Below are 26,648 nucleotides of genomic sequence, written 5' to 3'. Positions count from 1 at the left end.
GCTCGTTTGTCCGAAGGGCTAACCATCAGTTGCCCGATGCCCGGCAATCTTGAATAATCGTCCTCAACTGAGAATGACTTGCAGATACTCATGACTCCTGTTTCCGTTGGCCAGCCACGCATACTTTCCATCGAGGACGATCCGGTACTCGGCGCCTATGTTCACGAACATCTGGGCCGCAGCGGCTTTCAGGTGACCTGGTGCCAGAACGGTCAGGAGGGCTTGAACATTGCCAAGCGCCAGCCGTTCGACGTGGTGCTGATGGATATTCTGCTGCCGGGCATGGACGGTTTGAACGTGCTGACCCAATTGCGCCAGAGCCATTCGACGCCGGTGCTGCTGATGTCGGCCCTGGGTGCCGAGGCCGATCGCATCAGCGGTTTCCGTCTCGGCGCCGATGATTATCTGCCCAAGCCGTTCAGCATGGCCGAACTGCATGTGCGCATCGAAGCGATCCTGCGCCGGGTCGCGCTGGATCGGCGTCCCGCAGCGATTGCGCCTGCCGCGACGATCAGCGCGCTGCATTTTGACGATCAACAGTGCGACGTATTCTTCCGTGAACAGCCTGCCGGGCTGACCCGCAGCGAATTCCGTCTGCTGGAAACCCTCAACCGCAATGATGAAGAAGTGCTGAGCAAAGCCTTCCTTTATCAGCACGTTTTGCAACGCGGCTACGCGGCCCACGATCGCAGCCTCGACATGCACATCAGCCAGATCCGCCGCAAACTCAAAGCCATCGGTTACATCGAGCGGGAAGTGCGCACGGTGTGGGGCAAGGGCTATGTACTGAGCGGTGCCGATGAAACTGTCTGAACTGCCGGGCCGCCATTCGCTGTTCTGGAAACTTGCCTGCTTGCTGGTCGCGTTCTGCCTGCTGATGATCTGGCTGAGCTGGTCGTGGGGCCGCTATATGGAGGAGCGCAATCAGTTCCTCTCCGACGAGGCGCGCGGCACGCTGGCGCGGTATGCCGGTGAGGCCGAACGTGCCTGGCAGCGCGGCGGTCGCAGCGGTATTGATGACTGGTTACAGAGCATGGAATTGCGCGAGGCCAGTTGGGTCGGCGTGATCGGCGGCAATTTGCAGTCGCTGAGCAACGACCCGCTGAATGATCAGGAAACCCAGCACCTGACCTTTTTGCGCGGCCTCGACTGGCCGATTCACAAACAGGGGCGGCCGTGGCTGCGCATTCCATTTCCCAAAGACCCGGCCGCCGGCAGTCTGGTGATCGAATTGCCCGAGCGTTTTCTGCCGGGCAAATATCGGGTGTTCTGGCGGGTGATCACCAACGGCGTGATTCCGGGACTGTTCACTTTGCTGTTGTGTGTCGGGTTGTATCGCTTGCTGGTGGTGCCGCTGAATAATTTGCGCGAACAGGCCAACGCCTGGCGTGCCGATCAATTGAATGTGCGGTTGTCGAGCGGGATTACCCAGCGCCCGGATGAACTCGGTGAACTGGCAAGGGCGTTTGACTCGATGTCCGAGCGACTGCAATCCACCGTCGCCCTGCAACAGCAATTGCTCCGCGACCTGTCCCACGAATTGCGCACGCCGCTGAGCCGCCTGCGCGTGGCCAGCGAAAGTGAGCAAGGTCTGCCGCAATTGCGCGAGCGCATCGGGCGTGAAGTCGACGGCATGCAACGGCTGGTCGAAGACACCTTGCAACTGGCCTGGCTCGACACCGACCGCACGCCACTGCCCGACGAGGCAATCCAGATTCAGGCGCTGTGGGAAATGCTGACCGACAACGCCTGTTACGAAAGCGGCTGGCCGAGCCTGCAATTGCAGTGTTCGGTCGAGGCATCGTGCTGGGTGCGCGGCAATCTCAACACGCTGGCGCAGGCGCTGGAGAACATTTTGCGCAACGCGATTCGGCATTCGCCGGAAGGCGGGATCGTCCGGCTCGATGGACGGCGTGATGGCGATTACTGGCATTTGTGGCTGGAGGATCAGGGCGGTGGCGTGGCTGACGCGGATCTGCAGCGAATCTTTTTACCATTCACCCGACTCGACGGCTCGCGGCCCGGCGACGGTGGGTTTGGTTTGGGGCTGAGCATTGCGCGCAATGCGGTGCAGCGTCAGGGCGGGTTTATTTGGGCGGAGAATAGCGGGACGGGGTTGCGGCTGAATTTGCGCTTGATGGCGGATGATTGTGTTGCGCCGACTGACGCCATCGCGAGCAGGCTCACTCCTACATTGGATTTGCGTTCACCGCAAATCGTCTGAACAACATCGATCCCCTGTAGGAGTGAGCCTGCTCGCGATGAGGCCCTTCGATTCAGTATTCACCTTAAAAGTCTCACCAGTGGTGAGACAAATGCTGCTTATTCCCATAAACCATAAGCACCGTACTTTGCGTGATATGGCCTGCGCGGGTTTGCCGGTATGATAGGCGCCCCCGCACGTCTGGATTGCGAATACGCCATGACCTTGCAGTACCCAACCATCGCCGATTGCGTCGGCAACACTCCGCTGGTGCGTTTGCAGCGCCTGCCCGGTGCCACCAGCAACACCCTATTGCTCAAGCTCGAAGGGAATAACCCGGCGGGTTCGGTCAAGGACCGTCCGGCGTTGTCGATGATCACTCGCGCCGAGTTGCGTGGGCAGATCCACGCCGGCGATACGCTGATTGAAGCGACTTCGGGTAACACCGGCATTGCGCTGGCCATGGCCGCCGCGATCAAGGGTTACAAGATGATCCTGATCATGCCGGACAATTCCAGCGCCGAGCGCAAAGCGGCGATGACCGCTTACGGTGCCGAGCTGATTCTGGTCAGTCAGGAAGAAGGCATGGAAGGCGCGCGCGATCTCGCGCAGCGTATGGAAGCCGAAGGCCGTGGCAAGGTGCTCGATCAGTTCGCCAATGGCGACAATCCTGAAGCGCACTACACCACCACCGGCCCGGAAATCTGGCGTCAGACCCAGGGCACCATCACCCATTTCGTCAGTTCGATGGGCACCACCGGCACCATCATGGGCGTGTCGCGCTACTTGAAAGAGCAGAGCGACAACGTGCAGATCGTCGGTTTGCAGCCGATGGAAGGCTCGGCCATTCCCGGCATTCGCCGCTGGCCGCAGGAATACCTGCCGAAGATTTATCAGGCTGACCGTGTTGATCGTATCGTCGACATGGCGCAAAGCGAGGCCGAGGACGTCACCCGTCGTCTGGCCCGCGAAGAAGGCATCTTCTGCGGCGTGTCCTCGGGCGGTGCGGTGGCAGCGATGCTGCGCCTGTCCAAAGAAGTTGAAAACGCGGTGATCGTCGCGATCATCTGCGACCGTGGCGACCGTTACCTGTCGACCGGCATTTTCGACGCGCCCAACTGATGGCCAAGCACGAGAGAGGCCTGCGCTTTCAGCCCACTGGCGGAAGCAAGGCCCCGCAAATTCCGACCGGCAAGAAGCAGCGCTTGAGCATCGAGCGCCTGGCCAATGACGGTCGCGGTATCGCGTTTTTCGAAGGCAAAACCTGGTTCGTCCTCGGCGCCCTTGCCGGTGAAGAGGTCGAAGCGCGGGTGCTCGGCGCCCACGGCAAAGTGGTCGAGGCGCGCACCGAACGCGTGTTCACCGCCAGCGAACTGCGCCGCCCGGCGCCGTGCCAGCATGCTGGTCGTTGCGGCGGTTGCAGCGTTCAGCATTTGCCCCACAGCGAACAGCTTGCCCTGAAACAGCGCATGCTCGCCGAGCAATTGTCGCGCGTTGCCGGTGTCGAACCTGAAGAGTGGGCAGCGCCGCTGACCGGCCCGGAATTCGGCTATCGCCGTCGTGCCCGGATCGCGGTGCGCTGGGACATGAAAGCGAAAAAACTCGAAGTCGGTTTCCGCGCGGCTGGCAGTCAGGACATTGTCGCGATCAGCGAATGCCCGGTGCTGGTACAGCCCTTGCAACCGATCATGACCCGCTTGCCGGAGATGCTCCGTCGCTTGAGCAAGCCGCAAGCGTTGGGTCACGTCGAATTATTCAGCGGCTCGTCGCTGGCGGTATTGCTGCGGCACATGGCGCCGTTGTCCGAGGCGGATCTGAGCATCCTCAAGGACTTCTGCCAATTCCATGAAGCGCAACTGTGGCTGCATGGCGAAGGCGAACCACAGCCGGTCGATGCCACGCAGTCGCTGGGCTATCGCTTGGAGCAGTGGGATTTGAACCTGGCGTACCGGCCGGGCGACTTTATTCAGGTCAACGCTGGCGTCAACGAAGCGATGGTCGCGCAGGCGCTGGATTGGTTGAAGCCAGGCAGCGAAGAGCGCGTGCTGGATCTGTTCTGCGGCCTCGGCAACTTTGCCTTGCCGCTGGCCAAATCCGTGCGTGAAGTGGTGGCGGTCGAAGGCGTGCAGACCATGGTTGATCGCGCCGCAGCCAACGCTGCTAGTAACAATTTGCATAACACAAAGTTTTTTCAAGCCGATTTATCCCAGCCTTTGAGCCATGCTCAGTGGATCGGAAACGGTTTTTCTGCGGTACTCTTGGATCCACCGCGTGACGGTGCTTTCGAGGTGGTACGCAAGCTGGCGACCCTGGGCGCGAAGCGGTTGGTGTATGTGTCGTGCAACCCGGCCACGCTGGCGCGCGACACGGTCGAATTGATCAAGCAGGGCTACCGGTTAAAACGTGCCGGGATTCTCGATATGTTTCCTCAGACGGCACATGTCGAGGCCATGGCGTTATTTGAAGCGAGCCAGGACGGCTCGTCTGAATCAGCCTGACCTGTCCGCGCAGCGCTCGCATCAGCCCCGCGAGCGCAAACGGGCAGTAGAGGTCAGCGATTTGACGCATTGAATCTGCGTCGTAGGGAAGGTAAAGCAAGATGGTACAGGTGAGAGCACACCAGCCGATCAACACTGACGGCAGTATCAATCTCGAGGCTTGGCTCGATCACGCGGTCAGTGTCGATCTGGCACTGGATCGCGAAGCCTTGAAAGAAGCCTGCGAGTTCGCTCGCGAGGCCGAACAACAGTCCAATGCCAAGAAGAATCTGTGGGCCGAAGGCTCCGGCAGTTTCAGCACGGGACTTGAGATCGCCGAGATTCTCGCCGACCTCAAACTCGATCAGGATTCGCTGGTCGCTGCGGTGCTGTATCGCGGCGTGCGCGAAGGCCAGATCGAACTCGCGGCCATCAGCCAGCGCTTCGGCCCGGTGGTGGCCAAACTGATCGACGGTGTGCAGCGCATGGCTGCGATCAGCGCCAGCCTCAGTCCGCGTCAGTCGATGGTGATGGGCACGCAAGGGCAGGTGGAAAACCTGCGCAAGATGCTCGTGGCGATGGTCGACGACGTGCGCGTCGCGCTGATCAAACTGGCCGAACGTACCTGCGCGATTCGTGCGGTGAAAACCGCCGACGATGAAAAGCGTAACCGTGTCGCCCGCGAAGTGTTCGACATCTATGCGCCGCTCGCGCACCGCCTCGGCATCGGTCATATCAAATGGGAACTGGAGGACTTGTCCTTCCGTTACCTCGAGCCGGATCAATACAAGCAGATCGCCAAGTTGCTCCACGAGCGACGGCTTGATCGCGAGCGTTTCATCGCCGACGTGATGACCCAGCTCAAGGACGAATTGCAGGCCACCGGCGTTGACGCCGACATCAGCGGCCGGGCCAAACACATCTATTCGATCTGGCGCAAAATGCAGCGCAAGGGTCTGGAATTCAGCCAGATCTACGACGTGCGTGCGGTGCGTGTGCTGGTGCCGGAAATGCGCGACTGCTACACCGCGCTCGGTATCGTCCACACCTTGTGGCGGCACATCCCGAAAGAATTCGACGACTACATCGCCAACCCGAAAGAGAACGGCTACCGCTCGCTGCACACGGCGGTGATCGGCCCTGAGGGTAAAGTGCTTGAGGTGCAGATTCGTACGCACTCGATGCACGAAGAGGCCGAACTCGGCGTCTGCGCGCACTGGCGCTACAAAGGCACCGACGTCAAATCCGGTTCGAATCACTACGAAGAGAAAATCTCCTGGCTGCGTCAGGTGCTCGAGTGGCACGAAGAACTGGGCGATATTGGTGGTCTGGCCGAACAGTTGCGCGTCGATATCGAACCGGATCGGGTCTACATCTTCACCCCCGACGGTCACGCCATCGACTTGCCGAAAGGCGCGACGCCGCTGGACTTCGCTTACCGCGTGCACACCGAGATCGGTCACAACTGCCGTGGCGCGAAGATCAACGGGCGCATCGTCCCGCTCAACTACAGCCTGCAGACCGGTGAACAGGTCGAGATCATCACCAGCAAGCACGGCACGCCGAGCCGCGACTGGCTGAACTCGAACCTCGGTTACGTCACCACCTCGCGGGCGCGGGCGAAGATCGTTCACTGGTTTAAATTGCAGGCGCGCGATCAGAACGTCGCCGCCGGTAAAACCCTGATCGAACGCGAACTGGCGCGCCTCGGTCTGCCAGCGGTGGACTTCGACAAGCTGGCCGACAAGGCCAACATGAAAACCGCTGAAGACATGTTCGCCGCCCTTGGTGCCGGCGACTTGCGTCTGGCGCAACTGGTCAACCTCGCGCAACAACTGGTCGAGCCGGAGCGTGGTAACGAGCAGCTGGAACTGATACCGCGCAAAGCCACCGGTTACAAACCGGGCAAGCGCGGCGACATTCAGATTCAGGGCGTCGGTAACTTGATGACGCAGATGGCCGGCTGCTGCCAGCCGCTGCCGGGCGATGCGATCGTCGGCTACATCACACAGGGCCGTGGTGTGAGCATTCACCGTCAGGACTGCGCCTCGGTGCTGCAACTGTCGGGGCGTGAGCCAGAGCGGATCATTCAGGTCAGCTGGGGCCCGGTGCCGGTGCTCACCTATCCGGTGGACATCATCATCCGTGCTTACGACCGTTCCGGTCTGCTGCGTGACGTTTCGCAGGTGCTGCTCAATGAGCGCATCAACGTGCTGGCGGTCAACACCCGCTCGAACAAAGAGGACAACACCGCGTTGATGTCCCTGACCATCGAGATCCCGGGTCTGGATGCGCTGGGACGGTTGCTGGGGCGTATATCGCAGTTGCCGAACATCATCGAAACGCGGCGTAACCGTACCCCGTGAAGATGGCTTCGATTGATCGTTCCCACGCAGAGCGTGGGAACGATCAAGATCGCAGAAAGGGTTGAGTGAGATTTTTATGTACAGCCTTGAAGACCTGCTCCATCTGATGAGCCGCCTGCGCGATCCGCAGTTCGGTTGCCCGTGGGACATCAAGCAAACCTACGCGACCATCGTTCCGCACACCCTTGAAGAAGCCTACGAAGTGGCCGACGCCATTGAGCGTGGCGACTTCGATCATTTGCAGGGCGAGCTCGGCGATCTGCTGTTCCAGGTCGTCTATTACAGCCAGTTGGCCAAGGAAGAAGGGCGCTTCGAATTTGCCGGGGTGATCGACAGCATCACTCGCAAACTCATCCGTCGTCATCCGCATGTGTTCCCAACGGGCGATCTGTACGCGCCGCTGGACGTGCCGCGCTTGAGTGAAGAACAGGTCAAGCAGCGCTGGGAAGAGATCAAGGCCGAAGAACGTGCCGAGCAATCCGCTGCGCCCGAGCAACTGTCGTTGCTCGACGACGTGCCGGCCACGCTGCCAGCCTTGTCGCGTTCAGCCAAGTTGCAAAAGCGAGCAGGGCAGGTCGGTTTCGACTGGCCGGAGGCTTTGCCGGTATTCGACAAGGTGCGCGAAGAGCTCGATGAAGTCCTTGAAGCCATGTCGCAAAACGATCCTGTCGCGGTGGCGGACGAGATCGGCGACTTGCTGTTTTCCGTGGTCAATCTTGCCCGGCATCTGAAGGTCGACCCGGAAACTTCGCTGCGTGGCGCCAACAGCAAATTCGAAAGACGCTTCCGTTTTATCGAACAGGCATTGCGCGACACCCACCGTCCCATAGAAGATTGCACCCTCGAAGAGTTGGACGCCCTGTGGGGCGAAGCCAAACGTCAGGAAAAGAATGCGCCCAGCTGCGGCTGAGCAACTGCCCAAGTGAGTAAGCATTAATGAGTATTTCCCTTCGCGACCAGTTGCTCAAAGCAGGCCTGGTCAACCAAAAGCAGGCCAAACAGGTCGGCAAAGACAAGCAGAAGCAGCAGCGTCTGGCGCATAAAGGCCAGATCGAACTGGATGACTCGCAACAGCGCGCCGCTCAGGAAGCCAAGGCCGAGAAGGTCAAGCGCGACCAGGAGCTGAACCGCCAACAGCAGGAGAAAGTAGAAGCCAAGGCGCGTGCTGCTCAGGTCAAGCAACTGATTGAAGTCTCGCGTCTGCCGAAGCTGACCACCGAGGACTACTACAACTTCGTCGACGACAAGAAGGTCAAGCGGATCTCGGTCAACACGCTGATGCGCAACAAGCTCAGCAGCGGTTCGCTGGCGATCGTCCACCATGCCGGCGGCTACGAAGTGATCCCGCGTGAAGCGGCCTTGAAGATCCAGGAGCGCGATCCGCAGCGCATCGTCCAACTTAACGTGCAGACCGAAGAAGTCAGCACCGAAGATGATCCGTATGCGGCGTATCAGATTCCTGATGATCTGATGTGGTAATGGTTTTAATGTTCTAGCGGCTTACATCTTTGCTAGTACTTTGAAAGTGTTTATAGATTGAACCCGCCGATTCGTATCGATACGATCGGCGGGTTTTCTTTTGGCAGAAATTAACGTGTTTGAAGTGTGAGGATTTTGCGCTGCTTATAAACAGCGCGTTGCATTTTTATATAGGTTTTTTTGTAGGGGAGAATAAATGGAATTAACTTGAATGAATAAGGATATTGCTAATGTTATTAAGCATTGCTTCGTTGCGCCAACCGACTTTTGAACCGCAGTTTTTTGAGTTGCGGGCGCCTGGCCAGTCAATTACCGATTACGTGATCAGCGAACTGGATGTGCGGGCCGATTACGTACGCCGCAAGATCAGGATCGCCGCCAAGGCCGCTGCCGCGGATCACGATGGCGCGGACTGTCTGTTCTTCACCCTGCCAGAGTTTTTCTGGAATATCCCTTGGCGTGAAGTCGACAGCGAAGAAGAACTGCACGAACTAACGACCGCTTACCTGGAAAAAGTCCCCGCGTACATTTCGTCGTTAATGAAAGATTTGCCCATGGAACGCTATGGCAAGATTGTACTGTTGGCGGGAAGTTGTGCGACGTTGGTAAAGATAGGCGAGGGTGACGCAAGTTATTACGAGGTTATCAACTATTTGCTGACCATCACAAATAAAGAATACGAGGCAGATATACCGTTGATGTCGATGTGGCCCAAGCGTCATGTTTCCGGCATCGATTTTGGTCAGCATATTGGCAATGAAGATGGTTTCTGGTTCTTCAGGCTGTTTGATGAGTTTGTCATCAAGGTCAAGGATTACAGTTCCGTCAGCGCGGAGCACAGTTACTTTGACGGATACGAAGGGCTGTTTATCAATAGCCTGGTGCCGGGATGCCCGTTCGGCATTAACGTGTGCCTTGACTATGCCGTGCTGAGGGAAGGTGAGCGGGATAAGGAAGTTGAAATCCCTGAAGTGAAAATCGACTTTCTGATTGCCTGCGGCATGTCTTTGGACTACGACAAGCAGCACCCGACTGCCGTGCAATACTCGATCAGGAATGACGGCATGGGCCGTGGTGCATGTGAGGTGGTCAGACTCGAGGAGGGGCTGATCGTCGATGAAATAGCTTCGGAGGAGATCGACGACAACCTTTATTTGAGTGTGATTCGCGTGGTGTGAAGGTTCTGATGTTGTTGCAGCCTGCCACCCTGAAAGGGACAGGCTGCAACCCTGAAGAGTGGTGAATCAGGCGAATCGTAGATCCCGTTGCTGTTCTTGCACTTCCAGTTCGGCCTTGTAGTTGTGGGCATCGATCTCGTTGTGGAACATGCCGACCAGCAAGTCTTGTTGATGCACATCCCAGATCCGTATACCCGCGGCTACGCCTTCATGGGACATGTGTGAATCGTCGCGTTCAGTTACTTTTACAGTCATCTGCTAGCTCCAATCTCTGGTTTATCTGCAGCAAGGCGTGTGCAGGACTCTTTTATATGTTTTGTTAGCTTGCTAAGTAAACGGCTGATTTGTGCAATGTGTTGTTGCGGTTTTTGCAACAGTGCTGCAGCCCCCGTAAACCGCGACATTCGGTCGCAGGGGGTAAAGTTTCATGACAGAAGTTTCATTTCCAGACGCACGCAACCCTGTGTAGGAGCTGCCGAAGGCTGCGATCGTTGATCGTTGATCGTTGATCGTTCCCACGCTCTGCGTGGGAATGCCTCTTGGGACGCTCTGCGTCCAGTGACGCGGAGCGTCACGGGCAGCATTCCCACGCAGAGCGTGGGAACGATCAGATCAAAAGATCGCAGCCTTCGGCAGCTCCTACATGGGGGGATTTGTGTTGGGCCAAGAGTTTTCTTCAGACGAAAAAAAACGCCCCGAACCAGTCGGGGCGTTTTTATGTGTGGCTCAAGCTCGGGGAATTACTTGCCTTCCCAGCGCTTCAGTACCAGCGTGGCGTTGGTGCCGCCGAAGCCGAAGCTGTTGCTCATCACGGTGTTGATGGTGGCGTTCTCGCGGGTCTTGGTCAGCACCGGCAGATCGGCCACTTCAGGATCCAGCTCGTCGATGTTGGCGGAGCCGGCAATGAAGTTGCCTTCCATCATCAGCATGCAGTAGATCGCTTCGTGAACGCCGGCAGCGCCCAGGGAGTGACCGGACAGGCTCTTGGTCGAGCTGATCGCAGGTGCCTTGTCGCCGAACACTTCACGCACACCTTTCATTTCCGCAACGTCGCCGACCGGAGTCGAAGTGCCGTGGGTGTTCAGGTAGTCGATCGGGGTATCAACGGTGGACATTGCCATCTGCATGCAGCGGATCGCGCCTTCGCCGCTCGGGGCAACCATGTCGTAGCCGTCGGACGTCGCGCCGTAGCCAACGATTTCGGCGTAGATTTTCGCGCCACGGGCCAGAGCGTGTTCCAGCTCTTCAACCACGACCATGCCGCCACCGCCAGCGATGACGAAACCGTCACGGTCTTTGTCGTAGGCACGGGAAGCCAGTTCCGGAGTGTCGTTACGCTTGCTGGACAGAGCGCCCATGGCGTCGAACAGGAACGACTGGCTCCAGTGCTCTTCTTCACCGCCACCGGCGAAGACGATGTCCTGCTTGCCCATCTGGATCTGTTCCATGGCGGTACCGATGCAGTGAGCACTGGTGGCGCAGGCAGAAGCGATGGAGTAGTTCAGGCCCTTGATCTTGAATGGCGTGGCCAGGCAAGCGGAAACGGTGCTGCTCATGGTCCGCGTTACACGGTATGGGCCAACGCGCTTCACGCCTTTCTCGCGCAGGATGTCCAGCGCTTCCATCTGGTTCAGCGTGGAAGCACCACCGGAGCCAGCAACGAGGCCGGTACGCGGGTTGGACACTTGCTCTTCGGTCAGGCCGGAGTCAGCAATGGCGTCTTTCATGGCCAGGTAGGCGTAAGCCGCTGCGTGGCCGACGAAGCGATAGATCTTGCGATCGATCAGCTCTTCAAGGTTGAGGTCGATGGAGCCGGAAACCTGGCTACGCAGACCCATTTCGGCATATTCCGGGTTGAACCGGATGCCAGGGCGGCTTGCACGCAGGTTAGCGGAGACGGTCTCTTTGTCATTGCCCAGGCACGAAACAATGCCCAGACCAGTGATAACGACGCGGCGCATGCGAATAACCCTTAGAAGTTGTCAGTGGAGGTGAACACGCCGACGCGAAGGCCTTCGGCGGTGTAGATTTCGCGACCGTCAACAGACACCGAACCGTCGGCAATAGCCAGGTTCAGCTTGCCCTTGAGGACGCGCTTGATTTGAATGTTGTAAGTGACTTTCTTGGCGGTCGGCAGTACCTGACCGAAGAATTTCACTTCGCCCGAACCCAGCGCACGGCCACGGCCCGGCAGGCCTTGCCAGCCCAGGAAGAAGCCGACCAGTTGCCACATGGCATCCAGACCCAGGCAGCCCGGCATCACCGGATCACCTTCGAAGTGGCACGCGAAGAACCACAGGTCAGGGTTGATATCCAGTTCGGCGACCAATTCACCTTTGCCGTACTTGCCACCCTCTTCACTGATATGGGTGATGCGATCCACCATCAGCATGTTCGGGGCGGGCAGTTGCGCGTTACCTGGGCCGAACAGCTCACCGCGACTGCAGCGCAGCAGATCTTCCCGAGTAAAGGCGTTTTGTTTGGTCATGCGAGCTCCTCAATAATCCCATGCGGCAGGTGGGGCAAATCTTCCCGACCGTTCGAAGCGTTCATGCCTCGAACCGGCAGCCTACTCATAGACTATTGCGTTGTGGTGAAAGTCACAGCACCAAGGACATGAATGTACACTTGTGCACTGAAATTTTTAATCAAGCCCCTTTTGAGGCTCGTTCGGGTGCCTAAGACTGCCGCACTTTCGCTTTTCACGCCAGTCGCAGATGGTCGAAAGGCCCACTCTACGACACCCAGCGCTGCAGAATCTGCTGCAGATCATTACGTTTGAACGGCTTCGCCAGATAATCGTTCATACCCGCCTGCAGGCAGGTTTCGCGGTCGCCCTGCAAAGCGTTGGCAGTCAGCGCGATGATCGGCACGTCGGTGCGCCCGGGCAGACAGCGAATCTGCCGAGTCGCCTCGTAGCCGTCGATAATCGGCAAGCGGCAATCCATCAGAATCACTTCGAAATCATTTTCTTCGGCACTGCGCACCGCTTGCGCGCCGTCGGTGGCCACGCTGACAGTAAAGCCCAGACTGCGCAGCATCGCTTCAATCACCGTTTGATTGACCGGGTTGTCCTCGACCAGCAGCACATTGCGCCCTTCACCGTGGCCGTCGCCATTCAGCGTGCGCGGCGCGGTCAATTGCGGCAACGCCTGCTTCGACAGCGCCAGCGGAATCTCCAGGGTGAACACCGAGCCGCGGCCTTCCTCGCTTTGCGCGCGCAATGTGCCGCCCATGCGCTCGGCCAGCGTTCGGGCAATCGGCAAACCGAGGCCGGTACCGCCGTAACGCCGTGAAATCGAACTGTCCGCCTGCTGGAACGCGTTGAACATCAGCTCCAGACTCTCCGACGAAATACCGATGCCGCTGTCGCGCACCGAGCAGGTGAACCACAGCAATTCGTGATCCAGCGACTGCCACTGCGCCTCGATGCTGACCCGGCCCTGTTCGGTGAACTTCAGCGCATTGCCGACCAGGTTGACCAGAATCTGCCGGATCCGCGTCGGATCGCCCTGTACCTGCAAGCCGCGCATGTCCTCGGGAACCCGCAGATTCAGCGCCAGACCCCGTTGTACCGCGCTGTGCTGGAACGACTGCGCGCAGGCACTGATCAGCTCGGCAAGGTTGAACGGAATATGTTCCAGCTCCAGCTCTGAGCGTTCGATCCGCGAGAAATCGAGAATATCGTTAATGACTTTCAGCAAGTGTTCGGTGGACTCGGAGGCGAGGGCGGCGTACTCGACCTGCTCTTCGGTCATCTCAGTGGTTTCCAGCAGTTGCAGCATGCCGAGTACGCCGTTCATGGGCGTGCGCAGTTCATGGCTCATCATCGCCAGAAAGTCGGATTTGGCGTTGTTGGCCTTCTCCGCTTCCTCGCGGGTCTGGATCAATTGCGCCATCGCCTGATGCTGTTCGCGGCTGGCCTGTTCCAGTGCTTGGGCAAGGTTATTGATGTGCTGCGAGAGCGCGCCGAGTTCGGTGTCATCGACAATCGGCAGCGGAGTTTTGTACTCGCCCTCCTGAATCGCCTTGACCGCATTGCCGATGTCGCGGATCGGCTGCGACAGACTGCCGGCCAGACGCCGCGCCAATACGAAGGTGAAGAGCAGGGCAAACAGCGCGAGAATTCCGGCCTTGAGCAGAATTTCCTGCTGACGCTGATTAAAAGCATCGTTGGACAGACCGACAATCACCCGCCCCAGATAATCCTCGCCGGCCGCCGCGTTATTGGCTTTGGTGTCCTGGAAAAAATCATTGTGCAGAGCGATCCGTTGCAATCGCACCGGCGCCTGAAACACCTCGACCTGATGCGGTTGGCTGTGGGACGCCGCCGGTTGCTCGACGTACACCAGAATCCGGTTGGCGCTGTCCTGCACCTCAAGGAAACGCACATTCGGCGTGGCCAGCGTGGCCCTGAGCAGACTTTCCAACACTTCATTGTTGCCGGAAATCACCCCGTATTCGGTAGCGGGCGCCAGTTGGTTGGCGATCAGCTGACCGGTGTGAGTCAGCTCTTGCCGCAAATCCTGAATGCGCACAAAGGTGAAGAAGCTGATCAACAACAAGGTCAGCAACAGCGCCGGGCCCAGGCTGATCAGTTGAGTGCGGGTGTTGATGTCCCAACGGCGACGGAAACTCATCAGTGGCGTTCTCCTTCAGCCAGCGTTCTGGCGACAGACGCTTCATTCAACGGTTCGATCCCTAAGGAACGCGCCACCTGCGCATTACTTGAGACTTTAAAACGTTCGGGATAGAGCGTTCGCGGCCAGCGCGTGGTGGGCTGGTCGAGCAAATCATCCAGAATCGCCAGCCAGTCGCTCTGGTCGCTGTAACTGCTGGCCAGGCTGCCGGCGCGTACGAAGGCAGCATTCGGTCCGATTAGCGCAACGTGCCGCGCGTAGCTGCTGAGCAGCAGGTTCTTCGCGGTTTTCGGGTTGTACAGGTCAGGGTCGTCGAGGCCGAGCAGCACGTCGCTGTTTTTCAGGACTATTTGTAACGGGCGACTGTCGTTGGTGTTGTCCCAGCGCTGGCTGAAGATCTGCAGATTCAGCGGCTCGGCAACCATGTTCAATTCCTTGAGGAGGAATTCGCTGTGCTCATCGAACAGCACGCCGACCCGCTTGGCCTGCGGCAGAATCCGTCGGATCAATTGCAACTGTCGAGCCAGCGGCGGATCGCTCCACAACAGGCTCAGGTGCGGTGGTTGCGCTGTGCCAAAACGTTGCCGCGCTTGCAGACGGCTGATGCGCAGCACCAGCGTCGCCGGGCCTTGGGCATCTTGCAGGCGCCAATCCAGCGCGGGCAGGTCAAGCAAGATAAGCCGCAGGCTGGACGGTAATTTGCCCGGTGCCGGCAGGCTTGCCAGTGGCTGAAAACGCACGTTATCGGTCGGGCGCAATTCGCTCAGCGCTTCGACGAACGCCTGCACACCGGGGCTTTCTTCGGTGCCGGTCAACAGAATGTCGGCGGCCTGCACCCCGACGCCGTGCAGCCACGCGGTCAAAAACAGGCAGAGCCCGGCCAGCCAGTGGCCCAGGGTTGGCGTCTTCCGTGACGTGCCCAATCCCATCCTAGAACTCCAACTCGGCGCTGAAGTACATGACTCGGCGCTCGTCGTAGTTGTTGTCAACGAAAGTGGTCGGCTCATGGTCGAGGCGCTGTTGCAGCACGCCGGCCAGTTGCAACTGCGCCTTGCCCAGCGCGATGCGTTTGGCGATGCGCGTGTCGATCCGTTCGAAGCGGTAGCCGTTGAGGGCGTTGTCGCCGTAATAGAAGAGGGCGCTGTTCCAGCCGTGGCCCCAGTCGCGCAGCCAGCCGGCGGAACCGCTGTTGCGCGAAGTGAATTGCTGATCCAGTGGATTACTCGCCTCGGCATCGACGAAGGCATAGGTGAAGCGCAGGCGATCGGCCCGGCTCACGCGCCAGTCGAGCTGGGTTTCAGTGCCGCGAAAACGTGAGCTGTTGGCGTTGCTGGCGATGTACTGATTGTTGCGCAACGGCTCGCTGATCATCCCGGTGATTTCGTCGTAGAACAGTTTCACGTCGACGGCCAGACCGAGCTCGGCGAAATAGCCGTTGTAGCCCAGCTCTCGCGAGCGCATGTGTTCCTGATCGAGATCGCCCGGGCCACGGGTCTTGACGAAATAGCGCGCCGAAGACTGGCCGTAGGCCGAGGGCCGCAGGTTGCTCACCTGATAGCTCCAGTTGACGTTGTTTTCGAACATGTCCGGCGAGCGGATCGCTTCCGAGTACACCGCGCGCAGGCTGTGGCGCGGATTGATCAGGTAGTTGATCGCAAAGCGCGGGGTCAGCGAACTGCCGATCAGTTGCGTGTCCTCGAACATCGCGCCGCCCTGCAACAACCAGTGTTCTGTCGCGCGCCATTCCAGTTGGCCGAACGCGCGCCAGGTGGTGTCGTCCAGTGTGCCGTTGAAATAGGTTTCGGAGTTGGCGCGGTCGTAACGATAGTTCATGCCGCTGACCAGACGCAGGCTGTCGGACAGGCTGAGGGTGTCCTGCAATTCGAGGTCGTAGCGCGATTCGCGGGCGCTCTGGTCGATGTCACCGCACAGGGTTCGGCTGGCACCGTTGCGCCATTGATCCAGCACTTGGTTGGCCAGGGCCATTTCCTGCGGCGTACCGGGCGCGGCACCGGGGCCGGTGAACTGGGTGATGTTGCGCGCCAGGCGTTCGGTGTAATTCGGGTTGAGCTGCCACAGTTGCGTCAACTCAGGGCTGAACGACACTTCGGCATCACAGGCGCGCCACGTTTGCTGACGATCCCAGTGTTGCGCCGAAGCTTGTACATAAAGGCTGTGCTCGGGATTGATGTCGAGATTCCAGCGCACCGAACCAGCGTAATCCTTCGCCACCACGTCGGAATTGTTCCCGGCGGCGGTAATCCCCGAGAACACCGGGTGGTAGGTGTAGGGCCGCTGGTTGGTGCCGTCCTTTGCGTTGACCTGCCAGTCGAGGCTCTGGTTATCGCTGAGGGTGTGGCTGACCGCGAGGCTGAAGCGGTTCAAGCGGCGGCTGTCGCGATAGTCGTCGCCACGGCGGTCGCTGTCGAAACCGTCATCTTCCTGACCGGACAGCGACAGGCGCAGATCGCCGCCATTCCAACCGTTGCCCTGACTGGCATAGAAATCATTGATGCCGCGCTGGCCACGGGTGATTTTCAGTCGCGTGCCGTGGCTGTCCGCCGGGTGACGGGTGATGATGTTGACCACCGCCATCAGCGCGTTGGCGCCGTAGCTGACGGTGTTCGGGCCGCGAAAGACTTCGATGCGCTCGATGTCTTCCATGGCCACCGGAATATCGCTCCAGTCGACCGTGGCCAAACCGGCGCGGTACACCGAACGGCCGTCGATCAGCACTTGCATGCGCCGCGCTTCGGTGGCGTTGGTGCCGTGGTAATTGACCGCCGCCTGATTGCCGCTGATGTTGCCGACCATCATTCCCGGCACCAGCCGCAGCAGTTCGCTGATGTCGCGGGCGCCGCTGGCGTTGATCAATTCACTGTCGAGTACGGTCATGCTTCCCGGCACTTCCGCCGGCGTCTGCTTCAAACGCGTGGCGGTCAGCACCTGTGGCAGCGCTTCGCTGTCGATAAACAGGTCGTCTGCCAGCACCACCGGGCTGAATAACAGCGCCAGCAACAGTGACGAACGCGGAGGAGGGGAACCGACGGACACGACACAGCCTTGAAAGCAAAGAATTGGCGCGCATGTTAACCGAGGACAGCGACTTTTCCAGTCACGTTGCGGGCATTTTCCTAGGTTTTATTGGTCTTCTTCCTACAAGTGTCGGTAATTGTTGCGGGGGCTGGCCGCGACCGGGTCGCCCCGTATAATGCCGCCATCGCCACTGGTATGGATTAACGGATTGCATATGACTGAACAGCGCCCGATTGCGGTCCTGGGAGGCGGAAGTTTTGGTACCGCCGTGGCCAATTTACTGGCCGAGAACGGCCATCAAGTCCTGCAATGGATGCGTGACTCCGAACAGGCTGAAGCCATCCGGGTCAATCGCGAAAACCCGCGTTACCTCAAAGGCATCAAGATTCTGCCGGGCGTGACTGCGGTCACCGACCTGCAAGCCACGCTCGACGCCTGTGATTTGTGCTTTGTCGCGCTGCCGTCCAGCGCGCTGCGCACGGTGCTCGCTGCCCACGCCGAGCGCCTCAGCGGCAAGATGCTGGTCAGCCTGACCAAAGGCATCGAAGCGCAGACCTTCAAACTGATGAGTCAGATTCTCGAAGAGATCGCCCCGCAAGCGCGCATCGGCGTGCTGTCCGGGCCGAACCTGGCACGCGAGATCGCCGAGCACGCGCTGACCGCCACGGTGGTCGCCAGTGAAGACGAAGATCTGTGCAAAGCCGTGCAAGCCGCGCTGCACGGCCGCACCTTCCGCGTTTATGCGAGCGCCGACCGTTTTGGTGTCGAGTTGGGCGGGGCGTTGAAAAACGTCTACGCAATCATCGCCGGCATGGCGGTGGCGCTGGAGATGGGTGAGAACACCAAAAGCATGCTGATCACCCGTGCCCTCGCGGAGATGACCCGGTTTGCGGTGAATCAGGGCGCGAATCCGATGACCTTCCTCGGCCTGGCCGGTGTCGGCGATTTGATCGTCACCTGTTCGTCGCCGAAGAGCCGCAACTATCAGGTCGGTTTCGCCCTCGGTCAGGGTCTGAGCCTTGATGAAGCGGTGTCGCGCCTCGGTGAAGTCGCCGAAGGCGTAAATACACTGAAAGTGCTCAAGGCCAAGTCGCAGGAAGTCGGCGTGTACATGCCGCTGGTCGCCGGGCTGCACGCGATCCTGTTCGAAGGACGCACGCTGGAGCAGGTCATCGGTCTACTGATGCGCGCCGAGCCGAAAACCGACGTCGACTTTATTTCCACCAGCGGTTTCAACTGAGTGAGCCGGGAGTAGCAAGCCATGAACGATCCGAAAACCGAAGCCAAGTACGAATCCATCCTCCTGCGTGTGCTGTGGATGATCGTTTACGTACTGGTCTGGCAAGTGGCGCAGTTCATCCTCGGCGCGGTGGTGCTGGTGCAACTGATCTATCGTTTGATCTATGGCGCGCCGAGCGCCAGCCTGATGAATTTCGGCGACAGCCTGAGCCAGTTTCTGGCGCAGATCGGCCGTTTCGGCAGTTTCCACAGCGACCAGAAACCGTGGCCGTTCGCCGACTGGCCAACGCCGCGTACCCCGGAAGGTGAAGCGCCGCACGCCGTCGCGCCGGCACCGCATCCGGTTCGAGATGAGGAACCCAAACTATGAAACTCTGGGTATTGCGTCACGGTGAAGCGGTGCCTTACGGCTCGTGCCCCGATTCCGAGCGGGAACTGACCGACCACGGTCGCAAAGAAGCCTTGAGCAGCGCCGCCCATTTGATCGGCCAGCCGCTTACAGCGATCTACGCCAGCCCTTATTTGCGTGCGCAGCAGACCGCGCAGATTGTGCGCGAGGCGCTGGGTTTTGAGCCGGAGATTCGCACGGTTGAATGGCTGACGCCGGAGGTTGATCCGGACAAGGTCACCGATCAATTGGTCTCGGTGAGCAATGTGCTGTTGGTCAGCCACAATCCGTTGGTGGGCAATCTGCTCAGCTATTTGCAGCATGGCGCTGGGTATCCGCCGGAGAAGGTCAGCACTGCCGGGTTGGCCGAGCTGGAAAGCCCTGAGTTGCTGATTGGCTCGATGACCCTTAACAGTCTCAAACATCCTTAAAAGCAAAGATCGCAGCCTTCGGCAGCTCCTACATTGGAATGCATTTCCCTGTAGGAGCTGCCGAAGGCTGCGATCTTTTGATCTTGTTTCTTTTGGTAAAAAATCCAACCAAGCACTTGCTTGGTTGACTACGCTTGCTCCAGACCTAAAAACAGGAGCGAGTCGCATGTCTGCCGCCTTCCGTTTGCCGCTGGACGTGTTCTACGAACGAGAAGCCCGGCACCCGCGCCAGCGCTTTCTCGTGCAGCCCATCGGTGGCGGGCAAGTCGAGACCCTGAGCTGGGCCGACGTCGGCCATCAGGCCCGTTGCGCCGCGCATTGGCTGCGTGCTCGCGAATTGCCGCAAGGCAGCCACATCGCCCTGATCTCGAAAAACTGCGCGCACTGGATCATCGCCGACCTCGCGATCTGGATGGCCGGGCATGTCTCGGTGCCGCTCTATCCCAATCTCACCGCCGATTCCGTCGCGCAGGTGCTCAATCACTCGGAAAGCGTGCTGGCGTTTATCGGCAAACTCGATGACTGGTCGAGCATGTCCAAAGGCGTGCCGGATGATTTGCCGACCATCAGCCTGCCGCTGCATCCACCGGGCGACTTCGATTTCAGTTGGGCTGACCTGCAGCGCAGTTCACCGATTCAGGACGATCCGCGTCCCGCCGCCGAGCAACTGGCGACGATCATCTATACCTCCGGCACCACCGGCCTGCCCAAAGGCGTGATGCACAGTTTTGCCAATCTCGGTTTCGCCACGACGCGCGGTACGCAGCTGTTCGGGCTCAACGAGAACGATCGGCTGCTGTCGTACCTGCCGCTGTGTCATGTTGCCGAACGGATGTTTGTGGAACTGGCCTCAATCTACACCGGGCAAACCGTGTTCTTCGCCGAAAGCCTCGACACCTTCATTACCGACCTGCAGCGCGCACGGCCCACCGCGATGTTTGGCGTGCCGCGTATCTGGACGAAGTTCCAGATGGGCGTGTACAGCAAGATCCCGGCGAAGCGTCTGGATTTCCTCCTCGGTCTGCCGTTCATTGGCAAACGCGTCGGCCACAAAGTGCTCGCGGGGCTGGGGCTGGATGCCTTGCGCGTGGCGTTGTCCGGCGCGGCGCCGGTGCCGCAGACCTTGCTCACCTGGTATCAGAAACTCGGCCTCGATGTACTCGAGGTTTATGGCATGACCGAGAGTTGCGGTTATTCGCACATCTGCCTGCCGGGGCAATACAAACAGGGCTGGATCGGCAAACCGTGCCCGGATGTCGAGGTGCGCATCGATGAAACCGGCGAAGTGCTGGTGCGCAGTCAGGCGACCATGCTCGGCTATTTCAAGGATCCCCAGAAAACCGCTGAAACGCTCACCGAGGATGGCTTCCTGCGCACCGGCGACAAGGGCGAACAGGATGCCGAAGGGCGCTTGCGTCTGACCGGGCGGCTGAAGGAAATCTTCAAAACCAGCAAGGGCAAATACGTCGCCCCGGCGCCGATCGAAAATCGCCTGGCAGTGCATTCGCGGATCGAACAGGTCTGTGTGGTCGGCGATGGTTTGAGTGCGCCGCTGGGCTTGTGCGTGCTGTCGACGGTCAATCAGGAGGAGGGGCGGGCGAGTCTGCATTCCAGCCTGGAAAAACTCCTCGAAGAGGTCAACGCCGCGCTCGACAAGCACGAACGCCTGCGCCGGCTGGTGGTGGTCAAGGACAGTTGGGCGGTGGAAAACGGTTTTCTCACGCCGACCTTGAAGATCAAACGCAACGTCATCGAAGACACTTACGGCGCGCGCTTTGAAGAATGGAGCGAGCGTAGCGAGGCGGTGCTGTGGCAGGATTGAGCGACGACTAAAACAACAAAGGAAGTCTGCGATGAGCTTGTGGCGTACCACTCCGAACATCGAGCAGTTGAACGCGATCCAGAAAAACACCATCGGCGAAGTGCTGGACATTCGCTTTGAATCTTTCGACGAAGAGTCGCTGACCGCGAGCATGGTCATCGACCATCGCACCCATCAGCCGTACGGTTTGCTGCACGGCGGCGCATCGGTGGTGCTGGCGGAAAGCGTCGGTTCGATGGCCAGTTATCTGTGCATCGATGCCAGCAAGTTTTATTGCGTGGGGCTTGAGATCAACGCCAACCATTTGCGCGGTTTGCGCAGCGGTCGGGTGACGGCAGTGGCCAAGCCGATCCACATCGGCCGCACCACGCATGTCTGGGATATCCGTCTGACCAGCGATGAGGGTAAAGCCAGTTGTGTGTCGCGGCTGACCATGGCGGTGGTGCCGTTGGGGCAGACGCCGCCTGCGCAGTGACTCAATGGCTGGATTGGCTTCGCCGAGAGCCAAAGGATCGCATGGGCAGGTCAACCGCATGCGGTGTCTCCGGATGATAACTATCAGGTGTGGCATTTCTCCACTCTCTGTTGGGAGGCGTGAATCGATCCAGAACGAAGTCCGCGTCCCCGGCTATTTGGAGTAACTCGTAAGCGCCCAGCTCTACATGTTGCCCAAGGTAGGTGCGGGCTTCGCTGGGCGTTGCCAGGCTGGTGACCGCGGCGTTTCTCAGGTTGATATCGTCGATGGCTGCTGTAGCGGAGGCCGTGCCCAATGCGAGCGAGGCGGTCAAAGTAGACCCGGCCGTGCGTGTCGTGACGCCGTATAACATCTCCCCGAACTTCGGTATGGAGAGCTGGTTATTTTCCGGACTTTGATATGCGCCACCTCGAAAGGCGTTAATCGTGGCGATGGACACGCCATCGAGACCTTCGACGACAGCCCCGGCAACCACGCCCACGCCGGCGGATAACTCTGTTCGGACGAGGCCAGAGCTAAACAGCAGGCCGCCATAAGCAACGGTGCGCACCGCCGTGGTGATGGCGGAAGGTGCAACCGTGACGTTGGGGCCAACATCGGCCAGTATCCGCTGCCCGGCTTCCCTTGTCAGATTCCCGGGGGCGCTGGCTAGCAGACTGATGGCCGTGACGTTCAACGCTTCACGGTTGGCGAGATAGGCATAAACGGGGGCGGCGGCTCCCAGTGCGGCGCCCGTCAGACCCAACACGCCAGCCATGATTTTTTGTGTCGTGCGACTGTAATTACGGCTGCTGGCAATCCGGCTACCAGCTCCCAATCCCATCGATCCTCCGGCAGCGGCACCGACAATCGCGCCTGCGATGGTCAATCCCAGATTGACACCGGCATCCGGGGGCGAGTCCGTATCGCCAGAGGCCCATTGCTCCAATCCTGCGGCGGCAAAATATTTCACCGAACCGCCGGCCAGTGCGCTCGCGCCATCTCGGGCAAACGTGGCGAGCGCCGCGCTGGCGCCTTCTTTCACCGTGACCAGCCCCTGAAAATCGACATTGCCGACCGGATTGCCATGCACCATGGCAAACAGATTCAGGCCGTCCGCAGTGCCCAGCGGATCAGCATTGAGCCAGCGCTGCAGCCATGGCGCGTAGTAACGAAAACCGTAGTAATACAAACCCGTGGCGTCACGCTCTTTGCCCGAATAGCGCAGGGTTTTGTAACTGGCTTGGACCTGACTGCGCCCGGCCCACCAACAGGTTTCTCCGTAGGGGTAATAGTCCTCCCGCGAAATCAGTTGTGCCTGTGCGTCCAGCTCCACGGTGCTGGAATTCAGGTGATCGCTGAAGCTGTAGCGTTGCTGATCCTGCACCATGCCCGCCGGCAGGCCTTTCGCCCAATGCAACACCTGGAGGGTGGCGCGTGCGGCCTTGATCGAGATGACGTGGACAATCTGGTCTGGCTCAGTGCGAATCTCCAGACCGGGCAAGTAACGGGTTTCACTATCGCGCGTCAGCGTGCCGGTGAAACGCTGACTGATTTTGCGCTGACGCTGGCCACCACCGTCATACACATAGAACTCGATGTCATCTGGCTCATCGGCACGGACGATCTGGCTAACCTGCCGTAATTCATTACGCCGATCCCATTGCAGATCGTGTCCATGCTGCAAAAGCAGGCGATTGCCGCTGGCGTCGTACCTCGCAGCAATTTCGCCTTCATCCGGCAACTGGCCGTCAGGTTTTTCCGCCAGGCTACGATTGCTGGAGTGGGCGACGGCGGTGCGTTCGGTGCGGTTGCCGCTGGCGGCGCGGTGTTCCATGCGCAGTAAATTACCGGCGCAATCGTAGGTGTAGGTACGCGTGTAGTTTTCCAGTTGTGCCGGATCGGCAGGCGAGGAAAACTCCGGTAACTGTGGGCCGCCAGTGGCGTTACGGATCTGCCGGCCACTGGCCTCAATCAAGCGCGAGAGACTGTCGTAGCGATAGCGACAGATCGCTTCGGTGCGCTGGTTGCGGTGAAAGTGAGCGGGCGCTGCGTGATCGGCGATGCGGGTGATGTTACCGCTCGCGTCATATTCGTACGTCAGATCCTGCACCGTCTGGCCATCATTTGTCTGACTGAGCAGATGCTGCAGGCGACCGTCGTCAGCGCCGAACCGTGCTCGAGACACCACACCGTTCCCTGCACGTTGATGTTCCAGATGGCCTTCGGCGTTGTACTGAATATCGCTGGCTATCGTCTGGCTCTGCGGGTTGGCTGCCAGCGTCAGATGGATTTCGCGTAACTGACCGACGCGATCCTGCAACAGTGTTTGCCGATTGCCCAGCGCATCGGTCTGGCTGATCAGTTCCCCCATGGCGTTGTAGATGCAGAACGTCGTTGCGGGGTCTCCTTCCAGAAAGTGATCGCGCTCGGCGCGCGTTTCCGGCCAGTTCACCGCCCAGACGGGGTCAGCGCAGAAGGCACGACCGCATTGCAATGGCAGGCCAGTCAGACTGAATTGCGCAAAAAGCAGGGTGCCTGCCGTATCGTCGTGCCGAATCAATCGGCCGCGACGGTTATGGACGATTTCCGTCGATTCATCGCCAAAGGTGAAACGCTCCGTGCAGTGTTCAGGCTCGCTCTCTGCGTGCTCGAATATCGCGCTCGGGCGGCGCAGCGAATCGAGGCCCGTGCGTCGGTGGTTGCGTTTCTGATCCCAGCCTTCAAGGCTGAAACCGTCCGCTGCGATCAGGCTCAAGCGCCAGCCAGCGTCGGTGTTTTCACTTAACAGCGGCGATCCCGAAAGGCTGAACACGTTGCTCTGATTCGCCGGGGCCGAAGGATCGAGCTGATGTCGGAGGAACAGTCTCGGATCGCGGCTCTGGAGCGCGCGTCCTGATGCATCGTAAATCTGTTGAGTGACGTAGCTTTCAATTGCCGCACTCGCGTCGCGGTGATGATAGGCCACGCTGCGCACGGGCAGCCCCCTCGGATCGCGCGATTGAATGGCCGGCGTGTTCGCGTGAGTCATGAGCAGCCAGCACCAGACAAAGGGGATAGGTTTTTATCGGCCTGAGCAGGGCGCCTGTCAACTGACAGAACTGACAGTTGACAAGTGCCACAACGGCGCGCGCCATAGCCGTGGCGCGACTGTCATCATTCCTGGCAGTTACGGTCATTGCTGTCGCGCGCCGTCTTGCGGACAATCAACGCCACGTTTCCCGCTCATGGATGTACCGGTATGTCGCAACCCATCTTTTTCGCCCACGCCAACGGCTTCCCTTCGGGCACCTATGGCAAGTTGTTCGCGGCGCTGGCGCCCGAATACCGGGTCGCGCATCTCGAGCAGCATGCCCATGACCCGCGCTTCCCGGCGGATGACAACTGGTACAACCTCGTCGATGAGTTGATCCACCATTTGCAGCAGCAGGATCAACCGGTGTGGGGCGTTGGCCATTCGTTTGGCGGCGTGCTGCATCTGCACGCGGCGCTGCGTTGCCCGGAGTTGTATCGCGGCGTGGTGATGCTCGATTCGCCGGTGCTCACGCGCACCGATCAATGGGTGATTCGTGCGGCCAAGCGTTTTGGCTTCATCGACAAACTGACCCCCGCCGGTCGCACCTTGGGCCGCCGCGAAGAGTTCGCCGACCTCGACAGTGCGCGCAGTTATTTCGCCGGCAAAAGCCTGTTTCGCGGGTTTGATCCGGAATGTTTCGACGCTTATCTGCAACACGGTTTGCACAAGGTCGGCGACAAGCTGCGCTTGCGCTTCGACCCCGCCACTGAGATCAGTATCTACCGCGGCGTGCCGCATACCAGCCCCGGTCGCACCGGGCAATTGCAGGTACCCCTGGCGGTGGTGCGCGGGCACAAAAGTCGCGTGGTCATGCGCCATCACACGCGTTTTGTGTCGCGGCTGGCGCAGGGCGAGGCACTGAGCATGCCCGGCGGCCACATGTTTCCCCTTGAGCGCCCGCAGGACACCGCGCGGCTGCTGAAGACTCTGTTCACGCGCTGGGAAAACCGTCAGGACAAGGATTGCGCATGAGCCCGACTTTCGAAGAAGTGCGCCTGAGCCTGCCACATATCGAACTGGCGGCGCATTTGTTCGGCCCCGAGGACGGTCTGCCGGTGATCGCCCTGCATGGCTGGCTCGACAACGCCAATAGCTTCGCGCGGCTGGCACCGAAGCTCAAAGGCTTGCGCATCATTGCACTGGACATGGCCGGGCACGGCCATTCCGGGCATCGTCCGAACGGCGCCGGTTACGCCCTGTGGGACTACGCCCATGACGTGCTGCAAGTCGCCGAGCAACTGGGCTGGAAGCGTTTCGGTCTGCTCGGGCATTCGATGGGCGCTATTGCTTCGCTGGTGCTGGCGGGTTCGTTGCCGGAACGCATCACCCATCTGGCGCTGATCGACGGCGTGATTCCTCCTACAGACAAAGGCGAAAATGCCGCCGAGCGCATGGGCATGGCCCTGCAAGCGCAACTGGATCTGCGTGAGAAGCGCAAACCGGTCTACAACACCCTCGACCGTGCGATCGAGGCACGGATGAAAGGGTTGGTTGCGGTCAGTCGTGAGGCGGCCGAACTCTTGGCCCAGCGCGGTTTGATGCCGGTGCCGGGCGGTTACACCTGGCGCACCGATAATCGCCTGACCTTGCCGTCGCCGTTGCGCCTGACCCAGGAACAGGCGATGGCTTTTGTCGCGCGCATCAGTTGCCCGGCGCAACTGGTCGTCGCGGCCGACGGCATGCTGGCGAAACATCCGGAGCTGCTGGAACGTCTACCCTTTAGCCGGGAACAGCTGCCGGGTGGCCACCATTTGCACCTGAACGATGAGGCCGGTGCCGACCTTGTCGCAGACTGTTTCAATCGGTTCTTCGCCATTCCTTGACTTGCTGCGGGCAACTGTCGAGGCTGGGCGGGTTGA

At 59.7% G+C, this 26,648-nt stretch carries 22 protein-coding genes; 15 read left to right on the top strand and 7 right to left on the bottom strand.

The genetic code is table 11. The features are described 5' to 3' along the window. Positions 1–90: 90 nt before the first annotated feature. The 8 genes from AD669_RS19555 (at position 91) to AD669_RS19520 (ending at position 9,703) form a co-directional block, all read left to right on the top strand. On the top strand, positions 91–813 hold the full coding sequence (locus tag AD669_RS19555; RefSeq protein ID WP_053122768.1) for a response regulator transcription factor: 723 nt from the start codon (positions 91–93) through the stop codon (positions 811–813). Beyond that, positions 800–2,224 carry a sensor histidine kinase gene (locus AD669_RS19550; RefSeq protein ID WP_053122766.1) on the top strand — a complete coding sequence of 475 codons (1,425 nt, stop codon included), beginning with the start codon at positions 800–802 and terminating at the stop codon, positions 2,222–2,224. The genes AD669_RS19555 and AD669_RS19550 overlap by 14 nt, the downstream gene beginning before the upstream one ends. 198 nt (positions 2,225–2,422) lie before the next feature. Continuing rightward, on the top strand, positions 2,423–3,325 hold the full coding sequence (gene cysM, locus AD669_RS19545; protein WP_053122764.1) for a cysteine synthase CysM: 903 nt from the start codon (positions 2,423–2,425) through the stop codon (positions 3,323–3,325). Continuing rightward, a complete protein-coding gene (rlmD, locus tag AD669_RS19540) occupies positions 3,325–4,701 on the top strand; it encodes a 23S rRNA (uracil(1939)-C(5))-methyltransferase RlmD (protein WP_053122762.1) in 1,377 nt (458 codons plus the stop codon). Before cysM ends, rlmD begins: the two co-directional genes overlap by 1 nt. A gap of 101 nt (positions 4,702–4,802) precedes the next feature. Beyond that, positions 4,803–7,046, top strand: a complete 2,244-nt coding sequence (gene relA / locus AD669_RS19535; protein ID WP_053122760.1) for a GTP diphosphokinase — start codon at positions 4,803–4,805, stop codon at positions 7,044–7,046. A 76-nt stretch (positions 7,047–7,122) separates the two neighbouring features. Continuing rightward, complete coding sequence (mazG, locus tag AD669_RS19530; protein WP_053122758.1) at positions 7,123–7,956, top strand: nucleoside triphosphate pyrophosphohydrolase; 834 nt, start codon at positions 7,123–7,125, stop codon at positions 7,954–7,956. A gap of 26 nt (positions 7,957–7,982) precedes the next feature. Continuing rightward, positions 7,983–8,525: a DUF2058 domain-containing protein gene (locus AD669_RS19525; RefSeq protein ID WP_053122756.1), complete on the top strand. Its 543-nt coding sequence runs from the start codon at positions 7,983–7,985 to the stop codon at positions 8,523–8,525. A 230-nt stretch (positions 8,526–8,755) separates the two neighbouring features. Continuing rightward, positions 8,756–9,703, top strand: coding sequence for a hypothetical protein (locus AD669_RS19520; protein ID WP_053122754.1), 948 nt, complete (start codon positions 8,756–8,758; stop codon positions 9,701–9,703). A gap of 66 nt (positions 9,704–9,769) precedes the next feature. On the opposite strand, the gene AD669_RS19515 is transcribed toward AD669_RS19520, so the two are convergent. The 6 genes from AD669_RS19515 to AD669_RS19490 all read right to left on the bottom strand — a co-directional run bounded on the left by AD669_RS19515 (position 9,770) and on the right by AD669_RS19490 (position 17,397). Then, the gene (locus AD669_RS19515) at positions 9,770–9,958 is read right to left on the bottom strand and encodes a hypothetical protein (protein ID WP_053122752.1); all 189 of its coding nucleotides are present in this window, start codon (positions 9,956–9,958) and stop codon (positions 9,770–9,772) included. A gap of 485 nt (positions 9,959–10,443) precedes the next feature. Then, positions 10,444–11,664, bottom strand: coding sequence for a beta-ketoacyl-ACP synthase I (fabB, locus tag AD669_RS19510; RefSeq protein WP_053122750.1), 1,221 nt, complete (start codon positions 11,662–11,664; stop codon positions 10,444–10,446). 11 nt (positions 11,665–11,675) lie between these two features. Next, entirely contained in the window at positions 11,676–12,191 is a 516-nt protein-coding gene (gene fabA, locus AD669_RS19505) for a 3-hydroxyacyl-[acyl-carrier-protein] dehydratase FabA (RefSeq protein WP_003172830.1), read from the bottom strand. A 247-nt stretch (positions 12,192–12,438) separates the two neighbouring features. Continuing rightward, entirely contained in the window at positions 12,439–14,343 is a 1,905-nt protein-coding gene (locus tag AD669_RS19500) for a response regulator (protein WP_053122748.1), read from the bottom strand. After that, the gene (locus tag AD669_RS19495) at positions 14,343–15,272 is read right to left on the bottom strand and encodes an ABC transporter substrate-binding protein (RefSeq protein ID WP_053122746.1); all 930 of its coding nucleotides are present in this window, start codon (positions 15,270–15,272) and stop codon (positions 14,343–14,345) included. Before AD669_RS19495 ends, AD669_RS19500 begins: the two co-directional genes overlap by 1 nt. A 1-nt stretch (position 15,273) precedes the next feature. After that, the gene (locus AD669_RS19490; RefSeq protein ID WP_053122744.1) at positions 15,274–17,397 is read right to left on the bottom strand and encodes a TonB-dependent siderophore receptor; all 2,124 of its coding nucleotides are present in this window, start codon (positions 17,395–17,397) and stop codon (positions 15,274–15,276) included. A gap of 196 nt (positions 17,398–17,593) precedes the next feature. Here AD669_RS19490 and AD669_RS19485 point away from each other — a divergent pair, with 196 nt between their 5' ends. The 5 genes from AD669_RS19485 (at position 17,594) to AD669_RS19465 (ending at position 21,734) form a co-directional block, all read left to right on the top strand. Next, on the top strand, positions 17,594–18,619 hold the full coding sequence (locus AD669_RS19485) for an NAD(P)H-dependent glycerol-3-phosphate dehydrogenase (RefSeq protein ID WP_053122743.1): 1,026 nt from the start codon (positions 17,594–17,596) through the stop codon (positions 18,617–18,619). Positions 18,620–18,640: 21 nt separating this feature from the next. After that, positions 18,641–18,988 (top strand): DUF4389 domain-containing protein, encoded by a 348-nt coding sequence (locus AD669_RS19480; protein ID WP_008087808.1) that lies wholly within the window; start codon positions 18,641–18,643, stop codon positions 18,986–18,988. Continuing rightward, positions 18,985–19,437, top strand: coding sequence for a phosphohistidine phosphatase SixA (gene sixA, locus AD669_RS19475; RefSeq protein ID WP_053122740.1), 453 nt, complete (start codon positions 18,985–18,987; stop codon positions 19,435–19,437). Before AD669_RS19480 ends, sixA begins: the two co-directional genes overlap by 4 nt. 166 nt (positions 19,438–19,603) lie before the next feature. Continuing rightward, the gene (locus tag AD669_RS19470; RefSeq protein ID WP_053122738.1) at positions 19,604–21,259 is read left to right on the top strand and encodes an AMP-binding protein; all 1,656 of its coding nucleotides are present in this window, start codon (positions 19,604–19,606) and stop codon (positions 21,257–21,259) included. A gap of 31 nt (positions 21,260–21,290) precedes the next feature. Further along, positions 21,291–21,734, top strand: a complete 444-nt coding sequence (locus AD669_RS19465; protein ID WP_053122736.1) for a hotdog fold thioesterase — start codon at positions 21,291–21,293, stop codon at positions 21,732–21,734. Position 21,735: 1 nt separating this feature from the next. On the opposite strand, the gene AD669_RS19460 is transcribed toward AD669_RS19465, so the two are convergent. Further along, positions 21,736–24,744, bottom strand: coding sequence for an RHS repeat-associated core domain-containing protein (locus AD669_RS19460; protein ID WP_053122734.1), 3,009 nt, complete (start codon positions 24,742–24,744; stop codon positions 21,736–21,738). 210 nt (positions 24,745–24,954) lie between these two features. Between AD669_RS19460 and AD669_RS19455 the strand changes: the two genes are divergently transcribed. Next, positions 24,955–25,761 (top strand): alpha/beta fold hydrolase, encoded by an 807-nt coding sequence (locus AD669_RS19455; RefSeq protein WP_053122732.1) that lies wholly within the window; start codon positions 24,955–24,957, stop codon positions 25,759–25,761. Then, entirely contained in the window at positions 25,758–26,612 is an 855-nt protein-coding gene (locus AD669_RS19450; protein WP_053122730.1) for an alpha/beta hydrolase, read from the top strand. The genes AD669_RS19455 and AD669_RS19450 overlap by 4 nt, the downstream gene beginning before the upstream one ends. The last annotated feature ends 36 nt before the right edge of the window (positions 26,613–26,648 follow it).

Source organism: Pseudomonas sp. P1.31 (genome assembly GCF_001269815.1).
GTDB classification, from domain to species: Bacteria; Pseudomonadota; Gammaproteobacteria; order Pseudomonadales; family Pseudomonadaceae; genus Aquipseudomonas; species Aquipseudomonas rustica.
The sequence above is the reverse complement of the archived record's forward strand: the minus strand, read 5'-3'. Positions and strand labels throughout refer to the sequence as shown.